Genomic DNA, 13,307 nt, shown 5'->3' with positions numbered 1-13,307 from the left:
CGCACGTACGCACGCGGTCGGTGTCAGACCGTCCCGGCGTCCCGCAGCAGCTCCTCGATCCGGGACAGTTCGTCCTCGGTGAAGTCCAGGCGACTGACGGCCGCGACGCTGTTCTCCAACTGCGTCACACTGCTCGCGCCGACGACGGCGGAGGTGAGCCGGCCGCCGCGCAGCACCCACGCCAGCGCGAGCTGCGCGAGCGACTGGCCGCGCTCCTTCGCCAGGGCGTCGAGCGCGCGGAGCCGCTCCACCAGCTGCGGCGTGACGGCGTCGGCGGTCAGGAAGGGGCTCGCGCCGGCCGCCCGGGACCCGGCCGGGATGCCGTCCAGATAGCGGTCGGTGAGGATGCCCTGCTCCAGCGGCGAGTACGCGATGGAGCCGACGCCCAGCTCGTCCAGGGCGTCCGGCAGCCCGTCGGCCTCGATGCGGCGGTCGAGCATGGAGTAGCGGGGCTGGTGGATGAGCAGCGGGGTGCCGAGGTCCTGGAGGATCGCGGCGGCCTCACGGGTCTGGGCCGCGGAGTAGTTGGAGAGGCCCGCGTACAGCGCCTTGCCCTGCCGTACGGCGGTGTCGAGCGCGCCCATGGTCTCTTCGAGCGGGGTGTCCGGGTCGGGGCGGTGGGAGTAGAAGATGTCGACGTACTCGACACCGAGGCGCTTGAGGCTCTGGTCGAGCGAGGAGCGCAGGTACTTCCGCGAGCCCCACTCCCCGTACGGCCCGTCCCACATGTGGTAGCCCGCCTTGGTGGAGATGACGATCTCGTCGCGCAGGTGGGCGAAGTCGGTGGCCAGGGCGCGGCCCAGGGTGAGTTCGGCGGAACCGGGCGGCGGGCCGTAGTTGTTGGCGAGGTCGAAGTGGGTGATCCCGAGGTCGAAGGCGCGCCGCAGGATGGCGGCCTGCGTCTCGGGGGTGCGGTCTCCGCCGAAGTTGTGCCAGAGGCCGAGGGAGAGCGCGGGCAGCAGGAGGCCGCTGCGGCCGGTGCGCCGGTAGGGCATGGCCGAGTAGCGGTCGGCGGACGGCAGGTACATACGGACTCCGCGGGAGGGGTACGGGGGTGCCGCGCCGGGACCGGCGCGGCCAGGGGTGCGGACTCCAGGCTTCCGCAGATGGATCCAGCAGTCCAACAGGAGATTGCGTTCGGATTCATCGCCTACATTGCTCAATCATGGAACTGCGTCAGCTGGAGCACTTCGTCGCCGTGGCCGAGGAGCGCCACTTCACCCGGGCCGCCGAGCGCCTCGCCGTCTCCCAGTCCGGGCTCTCCGCCTCCGTACGGGCGCTGGAGCAGGAGTTGCGGACCCCGCTGTTCAGCCGGACCACGCGCACGGTCCGGCTCACCGAGGCGGGGCGGGCGCTGCTGGTGGAGGCGGAGCGCACGCTGGCGGGCGCGCGGGCGGCGCGGGACGCGGTGGACGCCGTACGGGGCCTGCTGCGCGGGACGCTGACGGTGGGGGTCGAGCAGTGCGTGGCGGGGGTGAGCCCGGCGCGGCTGCTGGCGGCGTTCCACCGTGACCATCCGCAGATGGAGCTGCGGCTGCGGCAGGAGGGCACCAGCAGCCTGCTGGACGGGGTGGCGGGCGGGCGGCTGGACCTGGCGTTCGCGGCGACGGTCGGTCCGGCGGAGTGGCGCGGGGAGCTGGTGCCGCTGGCCCGGGAGCGGCTGGTGCTGCTGTGCGCGGCGGGGCATCCGTTCGCGGAGCGGACCGACGTGGGGTGGGAGGAGCTGGCGGGGGCGTCGTTCATCGACTTCCACCCGGACTGGGGCCCGCGGCGGGCGGCCGACCAGGCGTTCGCGGCGGCGGGGGTGCGGCGGACGGTGGGCCTTGAGGTCAACGACGTGCACAGCCTGCTGGAGCTGGTGCGGGAGGGGCTGGGGATCGCGGTGGTGCCGCACCACTTCTCCCGCAAGCCGGAGGCGGAGCTGCTGGTCACGGTGGAGCTGACGGGCGCGGTCCGGCCGGTGTACGAGAGCGTGGCGGTGCTTCCGGCGGCCCGGAGCGCGGGCCCGGGCGCGCGGGCGCTGATGCGGCTGCTGCGGGAGGACCCGGGGGCGGGGTGAGCCCGAGGGCGGGTGAGCATGGGCCGGGTGAGCATGGGCCGGGTGAGCCCGAGGGCGGGTGAGCATGGGCCGGGTGAGCCCGGGGGCGGGTGAGCCCGAGGGCGCGCCCCGTACGGTCCCTGCCCGCGCCCTGTGTCCGGGCCCCCTCGGGCGGGCTCGGGCCTCTCCCGTCGCCTCAGTCCTCGTGTCCGAGCTGGAGGTCGCGTTCGGTGCGGCCGCCGCCGGCGACCTGGAGGACGGTGGCGACCGGCGGGTATCCGGCGGCGATCACCGTGTACTCGCCGGACGACAGGTCGACGAAGCGGAACGAGCCGTCCGCCCCGGTGGTGAGGGTGTCCACCACGTTGCCCGCCGCGTCGAGCAGGGTGACCCGGGCGTCCTCGACGGGCCGGCCGCCGGTGGCCCGGACCACGCCGCGCAGGACGGCCCCGCCCGCCAGTTCGATGTCCTGCCGGGTCTCGCGGGCGGCCTGCACGCTGACCGGAAGGGCGGCGGGGCGGAAGGCGGGGGCGCTGGCGGCGAGGGTGTACTCGCCCGCGATCAGCTCGCCGATGACGTACCCGCCCTCGCGCCCGGTGCGGGTGGAGGCGACGACGTCGCCGCGTACGTCGGTGAGAGTGACGGCCGCGTCGTGGACCGGGGCCCCGTCGGGGGTGAGGACAGACCCGGCGAGACGTCCGGCGCCGCCGAGGACCACGTCCAGCTCGACGGGGCGTTCTCCCACGGTGACGCTGACGGCCTGCGGCTGGTGTCCGCCCGCGGCGGCGATCAGGACGTACGAACCGGCGCCGGGGACGCTGAGCGCGTACCGCCCGTCGTCGCCGCTGGCCCCGCGCCCGATCTGGTTCCCCTGGACGTCGATGAGGGTGAGGGCGGCCCGGGGGACGGTCGTGCCGTCGGGGTGCTGGACCCGGCCGTGGACCGGGACCCCCGAGAGGTAGCCGGAGGCGGGCGGGGCGGAGTCGGCGCGGGCGGCGGGGATCGGCATCGTGGTCTCGGCGGCGGCTTCGGGGCTGTGGTGGGACACCAGCGGTTTCTCCTTGAGGAAGAAGGCGAGGACGAGGCCGAGCACGAGCACCGGCACGAGGTAGAGGAAGATGCGCGGCATCGCGTCCACGTACGCCTGGATGTAGGCGTCGCGCAGCGCGGGTTCCATCGCGTGGACGATCTGCGGGGTGATCGACGCCGGGTCGGGCAGTTCGGCTCCCGTGGGCAGCCGCTCACCGAGCGCGTCGGAGAGCCGTCCGGCGAACAGCGTTCCGAAGATGGCCGCGCCGACGCTGCCGCCGATCTGCCGGAAGTAGTTGTTGGCGCTGGTGGCGGTGCCGAGGTCCGAGGGGCGTACGGAGTTCTGCACGGCGAGCACCAGTACCGACATCACCAGCCCGATGCCGATGCCGAGGACCGCCTGGTAGAAGCTGTACGCCAGGACGGAGGTGTCCGCCTCCAGCAGCGAGAGCAGGGCCATGCCGACGACGGAGACGGCGCTGCCGACGATCGGGTAGATCCGGTAGCGGCCGGTACGGGTGATGAGCTGGCCGGAGACGATGGAGCCGCCGACGATGCCCATCATCATCGGGAGCATCAGCAGCCCGGACTCGGTGGCGCTGACCCCGTCGACCATCTGGAGATAGGTGGGCAGATAGCTGGCCGCGCCGAAGAGCGCGACGCCGAGGACCGCGCCGACCAGGCCGGTGACGTTGAAGACGGAGTCACGGAAGAGCCTGAGCGGAATGATCGGTTCTGCGGCCCGTCGCTCGGCGGCGACGAACAGCACGGTGGAGGCGACCGCGCCCGCCGAGAGGCCCAGGATGGTGCCCGAGGTCCAGTCGTACTCGGTGCCGCCCCAACTGGTCACCAGCACCAGACAGGTGGAGGCGACGGCGAGCAGGGCGGCGCCCAGGACGTCGAGGCGGGGCCGGGCGGCGGGCCGGGGCAGCTTGAGGACGACCGCGATGACGGCCAGGGTGACCAGGCCGAAGGGGACGTTGATGTAGAAGCACCAGCGCCAGGAGGCGTGGTCGGTGAAGAAGCCGCCGAGCAGCGGTCCTGCGACCGAGGCGAGGCCGAAGACCGCGCCGATGAGGCCCATGTACCGGCCGCGCTCCCGGGCCGGGACGATGTCCGCGATGATCGCCTGCACACCGATCATCAGACCGCCGCCGCCGATGCCCTGGAGGGCGCGGAAGGCGATCAGTTCGTCCATGGTGCGCGACCAGCCCGCGAGGGCGGAGCCGATGATGAAAACGATGATGGCGAACTGGAAGACGCCCTTGCGGCCGAAGAGATCGCCGAGCTTGCCGTAGAGCGGCAGGACGATCGTCGAGGCGAGCAGGTAGGCGGTGACCGCCCAGGACATCTTCTCCAGGCCGTGCAGCTCACCGACGATCTTCGGCAGGGCGGTGGCGACGATCATCTGGTCGAGCGCCGCGAGCAGCAGGGTGAGCATCAGCCCGAGGAAGACCATGCGGATTTTGCGGGGGCTGATCTCCGCCGCGTCCGGCCCGGGTCCGGCTCCCGGGAGCGGCGGGGGCGGTACGGCGAGGGATTCGACCGTGGCGGTCGAGCCGTCCGGGACGGGGGCGCCCGCAGCCGAACCGTGCGAAGCCGGACCCCCGGGTTCCGCCGACCCGCCCGGCCCCGTCTCGTCCGGTCCCTCCCGGCCAGGCCCGTCGGGCTCGTCCTTCACCAGCGTGATCCCGCCCACCACGTACCGCTCCCCTCGTCGCACCTGCGCCGCCCATTTGTCGCACCGCGCGGCAAGGCGGGGCAAACGTGACGAGGGGCGTACGCGGAGCGCACAAAGGGCTTAAGCCATGGTGGGAGCCACTACCGCGCACAACCGGCCGCTGTGGAAGACCACCCGTTCCGGTGAGGCCGGCCCCGCACCGAAAGGCGCGGCCTCGTTGACCGGAGGCCGGGGCGGGCACGCACCGGAGGCCCGTGAAGACCGGCCTCCGGTGCGGAAGAGGGGAGTTACTTCTCGACCTCGGTGGCGAGGTTCTGGAGCAGCTCGTCGTAGATCCGGCCGAGGCCCTTGGGCGCGAAGGTGCGCTCGAAGAACCCGCCGATGCCGCTCGCGCCGTCCCAGACCGTGACGACGACGACCTTGGACCTGCCCTCGCCGGCCGGCGTGACGGTCCAGGTGGTGACCATGGAGGAGTTGCGGTCCTTCTCGACGAGCTGCCCGTCGGTCGGCTCGCTGACCTCCAGCAGGCAGTCGCGGACGCGCTTGCTGGTCGCCTGGAGCTTCCAGTGGACGAGCGTGCCCTCGCCGTCGCCGCCCTCCCGGACCTCGTACTCGCTGAAGTGCCCGGTCAGCACCTTGCCGCGGACGTCCTTGTAGTCGGCCAGCGCGTCGAACACCGTGTCCGCGTCCGCCGCGATGATCCGCTCCGTCGTCGCCTCGACCTGCGCCATGGCTGTTCCTCCAGCAATCCGTGGTTCGGGGGGTGTGCTGAGCCAACCACCTCGGGTACGACCGCTCAAAATCGGGGGTGGTGCGGGGTCAGGGGCAGCGGGTCGCGAGGACGCAGAATTCGTTGCCCTCGGGGTCGGTGAGGACGGTCCAGCGTGTCTCGCCCTGGCCGACGTCGGCGCGGCGGGCGCCGAGGGCGAGCAGCCGTTCGACCTCATCGGCCTGCTCGCGGTCGGTGGGGTTGATGTCGATGTGGAGGCGGTTCTTGACGGTCTTCCCCTCGGGGACGCGGGCGAAGGTCAGCGTCGGCGGTACCGGCCCCGGCCGGCTCTTCCCCTCGGGCACGGCGGGCGAGCCGATGCTGACGACGCCCTCTTCCTCGTCCTCCTCCAGCACCTCGTAGTCGAGGACCGCGCACCAGAAGCGGGCGAGTGCGGCGGGGTCGGCGCAGTCGATCGCGAGTTCGGTGAACTTGCCGGCCATGGGCGGGACCTCCGGGTCGCATCGCGGTTCGTGGGCGATGACACGCTAGCCCCTACGGCCGTGGCCCTCCGTTCACCGAGGACACCGCCGTCCGGGGCCGCCGGCCGTCAGTGGCCTTTGCGGCGCTCCGCGTCGAAGCGGTACAGCACCCGCACCGGACGCACCGCTCCGGCAGCCGCTCCCACCAGGGCTCCGGCCGTCCGCACGCCTTCGGACGCCGCCGCGGAGAGGCCGAGAACGAGCGAGAGGGCCAGGGCCACGGCGAAGACCGCCGCCGCGAGGACGGCCGCGGTCACCAGGGCGAAGACGATCTCCACCGTCATCGCGCCCTTCTCCCACCGCGACTCACGCCCCATGTCCATGCCGGAAGTCTCGCACCGCGGTCCACCCCACGCGTCCCGCGCACACGCCCGGCGGGCCGTTCCGCACGATCATGGGAACACATGTTCTATTCTGCGAGGAGTGCAACCGAGGAGGCGTCCATGCGCTGGGACAATCTGGTCGAGAAGAACTCGACGGCCGGGAACAGCGCGCTCTTCGCCGCGGACGCGGTGACCACGCGCACGTTCGACACCCCCGAATTCCGAGGCATCACCTTCCACGAGATCCGGGCCCGTTCGATCCTGAACCGGGTGCCCGGGGCCTCGCGGATGCCGTTCGAATGGACGGTGAACCCCTACCGGGGCTGCACGCACGCCTGCGTGTACTGCTTCGCCCGCAAGACCCACAGCTATCTGGACCTGGACACCGGCATCGGGTTCGACTCGCAGATCGTCGTCAAGACCAACGCCGCCGAGCTGCTCCAGCGCGAGCTGGCCTCCCGGCACTGGCGGGGCGAGCACATCGCCATGGGGACGAACGTCGACTGCTACCAGCGGGCGGAGGGGAAGTACCGGCTCATGCCGGGGATCATCTCCGCCCTCCGCGACCGGGCGAACCCGTTCTCCATCCTGACCAAGGGCACGCTGATCCTGCGCGACCTGGATCTGCTGCGCCGGGCCGCCGAGGTGGCCGAGGTCGGGGTCTCGGTCTCCGTGGGCTTCACCGACCGGGAGCTGTGGCGCACGGTCGAGCCGGGCACCCCCGCCCCCGAGCGGCGGCTGGACGTGGTGCGCGCCCTCACCGACGCCGGGATCGGCTGTTCGGTCCTCATGGCCCCGGTCATCCCCTTCCTCGGCGACCGCCCGGAGCAGTTGCGGGCCACCGTCGCGGCCATCGCGGACGCGGGGGCCACCTCGGTGACCCCGCTCGTCCTGCATCTGCGCCCCGGCGCGCGCGAGTGGTACCTGCACTGGCTGGGGCAGCACCACCCGCGGCTGGTGGAGCGCTACGAGCGGATGTACGCGGGCGGGGCGTACGCCCCCACCTGGTACCAGCGCCGGATCACCCGTCAGGTGCACGAGTTGGCGGACGCGTACGGGATCGGCCCCGCCCACCGCGGCGAGGCGCGCCGTATCCCCCCGGCTCCGTCCGAGCCGGCCGCCACCCCGGAGTCCGGCCCGACCCAGCTGACCCTGCTCTGACGACTCGACGAGAGGGTCCGGGGCGTACCGCGGGCCTGCGCGATCGGTGCCACCGCCGCGAGAAGGGACCGGGCACGAGCCCCGGGGCGGCTCGGCTCGTGCGGCCGATGGCGTGACCGTACGGGTCGAATCCGCGCGGAACGGGCCCTTCCGCCCCGCGATTCGGGGAGCATGCGGCGGGGACCGGTGATCCGGCGCCGCGTCCCGCCACTCCGGGAGGCCCCATGACGAAACGTGCAGGAATTCTGGTCGCCGTCGGTGCGACCGTCGCCGGTCTGCTGACCGCCGCGCCCGGTCCGGCCGCCGCCACCGCCGCGAGCGCGCCGCCCGCCCCGAAGCTGAAGTGGACCGACTGCCCCACCGAGAGCTCCCCGAGGCTCCAGTGCGCGAAGGTCCGCGCCCCGCTGGACCACCGCCGCCCCTCCGGCCGCCAGATCACGCTCGCCCTGTCCCGCGTTCCGCACACCGCGAAGAAGTCCCAGGGGCCGCTGCTGGTCAACCCGGGCGGACCGGGCGGCAGCGGTCTGTCCATGGCCGGATTCGTGGCCTCGTCGCTGCCGAAGAAGGTGGCGGCCCAGTACGACGTGATCGGTTTCGACCCGCGCGGGGTCGGCACGAGCACTCCGGCGCTGAACTGCGTGCCCGGCCACTTCGACCCGGTGCGTCCGGACACGGTGCCCACCTCGTACCGGGCCGAGCGGGTCAACCGGGACCGGGCCAAGGCGTTCGCCCGTGCCTGCGGCGAGAAGCACGGCGACGTGCTGCCGTACATGGACACGGTCAGCGCGGCCGAGGACCTCGACGTGATCCGCCGGGCGCTGGGCTCGCGGCAGATCAACTACTTCGGCTACTCCTACGGCACCTACCTCGGCGCGGTCTACGCCAAGCTCCACCCGGAGCGGGTGCGCCGCCTGGTCCTGGACTCCGTCGTCGATCCGGACGACGTCTGGTACGAGGGCAACCTCGGCCAGGACCACGCCTTCGACGACCGGCACAAGGCGTTCGCCGCCTGGGTCGCGAAGAACGACGCCGCGTACGGCCTGGGCACCGACCCGGCCCGCGTCGAGGCCGCCTGGTACCGGATGCGGGCGGACGTGGCGCGCGAGCCCGCGGGCGGCACGGTCGGCGCGAGCGAACTGGAGGACACCTTCCTGCCCGGTGGCTACTACAACGGCTACTGGCCGTATCTCGCCGAGGCGTTCGCCGCGTACGTGAAGGACCGGGACGCCGAGGCGCTGGTCGAGGTGTACGAGAACTTCGGCGCGACCGACGCGAGCGGCGACAACGGCTACTCGGTCTACACCGCCGTCCAGTGCCGTGACGCCGGCTGGCCCGAGCACTGGAGCACCTGGCGCAACGACAGCCGGCGCATCCACAAGAAGGCGCCGTTCATGACCTGGAACAACACCTGGTACAACGCGCCGTGCGCGGACTGGCCGGTGCCACCGCTGCGCCCGCTCCCGGTGAACAACCGGCAGCTGCCCCCGGCGCTCATCTTCCAGGCCACCGACGACGCGGCGACCCCCTACGGCGGCGCGGTCAGCATGCACCGCAAGCTGAAGGGCTCCAGCCTCGTCGTGGAGGAGGGCGGCGGCAACCACGGCATCACGCTGAGCGGCAACGCCTGCCTGGACAAGCATCTGACGGCCTATCTGACCGACGGGACCGTCCCGCGCGGCCGGGGCGAGGCGGACGCGGTCTGCGCCGCCCTTCCGGAGCCGAAGCCGCTGCCGGCCGAGAAGGCGGCGGCCCAGTCGGTGGACAACAGCGAGGGCAGTCGACTGCACGGCCTCCTCGGCTTCCGCCCCTGAGCCGAGACACCGCCTGAGCCGAACGGCTCTCCCGAGCCGAAGGGCCCTTCCGAGCCGGAGGGCCGTCCGAGCCGAGGGGTTGTCCGCCCCGAACGGGCCGCCCCCGCAGCCGGGTTCCTCTCCGGGTGCGGGGGCGGCCCGCGCTCACTCCCCGGCAGCCCGAGCCCGCCCGGCCCCTCCACCCACGCCCCCCCCCGGCGACCGGCGCACGCCCCCTCCGCTCACTCCCCCGGCAGCCGGCTGAGCGCCGCCGCCGCGGCCGCGCCGATGCGGGGGTGCGGGAGCGCCGCCGTGAGGACCGGGCGGGCCTGTTCGTCGGCGAGCCTGCCGAGGCCCTCCACGCAGGCGAGGGCGACGCGCCAGTGGGGCTCGCCGGGGGCCAGCAGCCGGCTGAGGGTCTCCACCAGGGCGGGGACCGACTCGGGGGCCCGCAGGTCGGTGAGCAGGCGCACCGGGTGGAGGGCGTACGCGGTGCGCAAGGCGTTGGTGGCGAGCGCGGCTGCCGCGCGCGGCGTACGCGGGTCGTCCAGGAGGTACAGGGCGTACGCGGCGGAGACGCAGCGCTCCGGGTCGCGGTGGTTGAGCAGGAGCACCAGCGCCTCGAAGGCCCGCCGGTCCCCCGCGCACCCGAGCCGGAAGGCGGCCATCTCCCGGGCCCACAGCGGCTGGTGCGGTTCCACCAGGACCCGGGCCAGCTCCTCCGGGTCCTCGGCGGCGACGAGGCGTGCGTACTGCGGCGACCCGGCCGACTCGGGCTCCAGCCGGTCCATGAGTGAACGGAACTCCTCATCCATGACGCTCAGCGTATCGACGAACACGCTGCGTACGACCCGAGTTGACGGAGTCCGTGTGGTCCAGGGCACATGAATCCAGGGGTGGCGCGCTCGTTACCCGCCGGTTAATCTCATCTGAGCGGGGCACACTCCCCGCAGGCTCCGGTGGCCTGGTGACGCAGCCACCCGGAGTGCTCGTCGGTTCGGCTTCCTGTGCGACGCGACTCCGGGACAGAGTCCGTCACCCCTCACGGCCGGGCGCACGCTCCTCGCGCCCCGGCCCCGTGCTCCACGACACGCAGCTCCCGTACGCCCCGCACGCCGTGCTCCGCGGCCGCGCGGCCCCGTACGCCACGCGCCGCTCCCTCATCGCCGCGCGCGCCGTGCTCCCACAGTCGTCACTCACCCTGGAGTCCCGTGATGGACACCCCTCTCTCCACCATCGCCGTCGTCGGCCTCGGCACCATGGGCGCCGGCATCGCCGAGGTCCTCGCCCGTGCGGGCCGCGACGTCATCGGCATCGACATCAGCGAGACCGCCGCCCTCGGGGCCGTCGCCTCCCTCGAAGCGTCCACCGCGCGAGCCGTGAGCCGCGGGCGGATCACCGAGCAGGAGCGGACCGCCGCGCTCGCCCGGTTCCGTACGTCGGACTCCCTCAGCGCCGCCGCCGACGCCGACCTGGTCATCGAGGTGGTGCCCGAGACGTACGAGATCAAGCAGCAGGTGTTCCGGGAGCTCGACGCGGTCGTCTCCCCCACCGCGATCCTGGCCACCGGCACCAACGCCCTGTCGGTGACCCGGCTGGCCGCCGAGTCGCAGCGCCCCGAGCGCGTGCTCGGCCTGCACTTCTTCAACCCGGCGCCCGCGATGAAGCTGGTCGAGGTCGTCTCCTCGGTGCTGACCGCGCCGCCCGCCGTCGAGGCCGTCACCGCGCTCGCCCGGGAGCTGGGCAAGGAGCCGGTCGCGGTCGGCGACCGGCCGGGGTTCGTCGCGGACGGGCTGCTCTTCGGCTACCTCAACCAGGCCGCCGCGATGTACGAGGCGAACTACGCCTCCCGCGAGGACATCGACGCGGCGATGAAGCTGGGCTGCGGGCTGCCGATGGGCCCCCTGGCGCTGCTCGACCTGATCGGGATCGACACCGCGCGGACGGTCCTGGAGGCCATGTACGCCGAGTCCCACGACCGGCTGCACGCCCCGGCGCCCGTCCTCGGCCAGCTCAGCAGCGCCGGTCTGACCGGGCGCAAGGCCGGGCGCGGCTTCTACACGTACGACGCGCCGGGCGGCCAGGACGTGGTGCCGGACGCGCTGACCCCGGCGGCCGACACCGAGGCGGGTGCGGGGCGCGCGGTGGCGTCGGTGGGCGTCGCGGGCTCCGGAACCATGGCGTCCGGGATCGCGGAGGTCTTCGCGAAGGCCGGGTACGGCGTGGTGCTGGCGGCCCGGAGCCAGGAGAAGGCGGACCTCGCCAAGGGGCGGATCGCGAAGTCCCTGGAGCGGTCGGTGGCCAAGGGGCGGCTGAGCGCGGAGGCGCGCGACGAGACGCTCGCCCGGATCACGGCGACCGGTTCGCTGGACGCGTTCGCCGAGGTCGACCTCGCGGTCGAGGCGGTCGCCGAGGACCTGGAGGTCAAGCAGCAGCTGTTCGCCGCGCTGGACAAGGTCTGCCGGCCGGGCGCGGTCCTGGCCACCACCACCTCCTCGCTGCCGGTCGTCGCCATCGCACGGGCGACCACCCGCCCCGAGGACGTCGTCGGGATGCACTTCTTCAACCCGGCGCCCGCGATGAAGCTGGTCGAGGTGGTCCGCACCGTCCTGACCGCCGACGACGTGCACGCCACGGTCCGCGCGGTCTGCGCGAAGATCCGGAAGCATCCGGTGGACTGCGGGGACCGGGCCGGGTTCATCGTGAACGCGCTGCTGTTCCCGTACCTCAATAACGCGATCAAGATGGTCGAGCAGCACTACGCCTCGCTGGACGACATCGACGCGGCGATGAAGCTGGGCGGCGGCTACCCGATGGGCCCGTTCGAACTGCTCGACGTGGTCGGCCTGGACGTCTCGCTGGCGATCGAGAAGGTGCTGCACCAGGAGTTCCGCGACCCGGGCCTGGCGCCCGCGCCGCTGCTGGAGCACCTGGTCGCCGCGGGCTGCCTCGGTCGCAAGACGGGTCGCGGCTTCCGCGAATATGCCCGTCGCTGACCCGGGTGCCGGGTGGGGCGGGCTGCTGGGACCGTCCGGCGGCCCGCCCCCGCAGGCGCGCTCTCCTGCACCGATGGGTTACGTTCATGCCATGTCCCAGCCCGCCAAGTCCCCCCGTGCCACCGCCGCGACCGACGCCCCGGAGACCACCGCGGGGACGCGGGCGGCCGCCCAACGGCTCAAGATGCGCCGTGAACTGGCCGCCGCCGCGATGGAGCTCTTCGCCACGAAGGGCTACGAGGCGACCACCGTCGACGAGATCGCGGGCGCCGCGGGCGTCGCCCGCAGGACCTTCTTCCGCCACTTCCGCTCCAAGGAAGAGGCCATCTTCCCGGACCACGACGACACCCTCGTCCGGGCCGAGGCGGTCCTCAACGCCGCCCCCGCGCACGAGCATCCGCTCGACACGGTCTGCCGGGGCATCAAGGAGGTCATGAAGATGTACGCGGCCAAGCCCGCCGTCTCCGTGGCCCGCTACAAGCTCACCCGCGAGGTGCCGACCCTCCGGGAGGCCGAGATCGCGTCGGTGGCCCGCTACGAGCGGTTGTTCACCCGTTATCTGCTGGGCCACTTCGACGAGCGCGACCACCATGTGGGCAACGACGACCCGCTGCTCGCGGAGGTCGCCGCGTCCGCTGTGGTCACCGCGCACAACCATGTGCTGCGCCGCTGGCTGCGGGCGGGCGGCCAGGGCGATGTGGAGGCGCAGCTCGACCGTGCCTTCGCCATCGTCCGGGACACCTTCGGCACCGGTATCGGGGCGGGCCGCACCGCGGGGAGCGAGCCGGAGCGGCCGGCCGCCTCGGTGGCGGCGGACGGCGAGGTGCTCGTGGCGGTGGCGCGTACCGACGCACCGCTGGACGAGGTCATGCGGACGATCCAGCAGGCGCTCAAGGACCGCTGACCCCGGCGGTTCCGCTGGCCCGGCAGGCCGCTGCCCCTGGCAGGGCCGCTGCCCCGTACCGCTCGTTCCGGGACCGCCGCCCCCGACGCGCCCGTTCCGGGACCGCTGACCCCGACGGACCCGCTCAAGGACCT

11 protein-coding genes are annotated in these 13,307 nt (G+C 73.1%); 5 read left to right on the top strand and 6 right to left on the bottom strand.

Going from position 1 to position 13,307, the window contains the following annotated elements; genetic code table 11:
• Positions 1-23: 23 nt before the first annotated feature.
• Positions 24-1,028 carry an aldo/keto reductase gene (locus IF19_RS0102805; protein ID WP_030113740.1) on the bottom strand — a complete coding sequence of 335 codons (1,005 nt, stop codon included), beginning with the start codon at positions 1,026-1,028 and terminating at the stop codon, positions 24-26.
• Between the two features lie 137 nt (positions 1,029-1,165).
• Here IF19_RS0102805 and IF19_RS0102800 point away from each other — a divergent pair, with 137 nt between their 5' ends.
• On the top strand, positions 1,166-2,059 hold the full coding sequence (locus tag IF19_RS0102800; RefSeq protein ID WP_030275888.1) for a LysR family transcriptional regulator: 894 nt from the start codon (positions 1,166-1,168) through the stop codon (positions 2,057-2,059).
• 175 nt (positions 2,060-2,234) lie between these two features.
• Here the strand turns inward: IF19_RS0102800 and IF19_RS0102795 are convergent, their stop codons facing one another.
• The 4 genes from IF19_RS0102795 to IF19_RS0102780 form a co-directional block, all read right to left on the bottom strand.
• A complete protein-coding gene (locus tag IF19_RS0102795) occupies positions 2,235-4,769 on the bottom strand; it encodes an MFS transporter (RefSeq protein ID WP_030120849.1) in 2,535 nt (844 codons plus the stop codon).
• A gap of 266 nt (positions 4,770-5,035) precedes the next feature.
• Positions 5,036-5,479, bottom strand: coding sequence for an SRPBCC family protein (locus IF19_RS0102790; protein ID WP_030113736.1), 444 nt, complete (start codon positions 5,477-5,479; stop codon positions 5,036-5,038).
• Between the two features lie 88 nt (positions 5,480-5,567).
• Entirely contained in the window at positions 5,568-5,960 is a 393-nt protein-coding gene (locus IF19_RS0102785; RefSeq protein WP_030275886.1) for a VOC family protein, read from the bottom strand.
• A 107-nt stretch (positions 5,961-6,067) separates the two neighbouring features.
• Complete coding sequence (locus IF19_RS0102780) at positions 6,068-6,322, bottom strand: DUF6332 family protein (RefSeq protein ID WP_030113734.1); 255 nt, start codon at positions 6,320-6,322, stop codon at positions 6,068-6,070.
• Between the two features lie 120 nt (positions 6,323-6,442).
• Between IF19_RS0102780 and IF19_RS0102775 the strand changes: the two genes are divergently transcribed.
• Positions 6,443-7,483 carry an Rv2578c family radical SAM protein gene (locus IF19_RS0102775; RefSeq protein ID WP_030113733.1) on the top strand — a complete coding sequence of 347 codons (1,041 nt, stop codon included), beginning with the start codon at positions 6,443-6,445 and terminating at the stop codon, positions 7,481-7,483.
• 224 nt (positions 7,484-7,707) lie between these two features.
• The gene (locus IF19_RS0102770) at positions 7,708-9,294 is read left to right on the top strand and encodes an alpha/beta hydrolase (RefSeq protein ID WP_030120851.1); all 1,587 of its coding nucleotides are present in this window, start codon (positions 7,708-7,710) and stop codon (positions 9,292-9,294) included.
• 221 nt (positions 9,295-9,515) lie between these two features.
• Here the strand turns inward: IF19_RS0102770 and IF19_RS0102765 are convergent, their stop codons facing one another.
• Positions 9,516-10,088 (bottom strand): adenylosuccinate lyase, encoded by a 573-nt coding sequence (locus tag IF19_RS0102765; RefSeq protein ID WP_202478645.1) that lies wholly within the window; start codon positions 10,086-10,088, stop codon positions 9,516-9,518.
• A 399-nt stretch (positions 10,089-10,487) separates the two neighbouring features.
• On the opposite strand from IF19_RS0102765, the gene IF19_RS0102760 reads away from it, so the two are divergent.
• Positions 10,488-12,269, top strand: a complete 1,782-nt coding sequence (locus IF19_RS0102760; protein WP_030113730.1) for a 3-hydroxyacyl-CoA dehydrogenase family protein — start codon at positions 10,488-10,490, stop codon at positions 12,267-12,269.
• 91 nt (positions 12,270-12,360) lie between these two features.
• Entirely contained in the window at positions 12,361-13,173 is an 813-nt protein-coding gene (locus IF19_RS0102755; RefSeq protein ID WP_030190442.1) for a TetR family transcriptional regulator, read from the top strand.
• Positions 13,174-13,307 lie beyond the last annotated feature (134 nt).

Origin of the sequence: Streptomyces californicus, assembly GCF_000717645.1 — a bacterium.
Taxonomy (GTDB): Bacteria; Actinomycetota; Actinomycetes; order Streptomycetales; family Streptomycetaceae; genus Streptomyces; species Streptomyces californicus.
The sequence above is the reverse complement of the archived record's forward strand: the minus strand, read 5'-3'. Positions and strand labels throughout refer to the sequence as shown.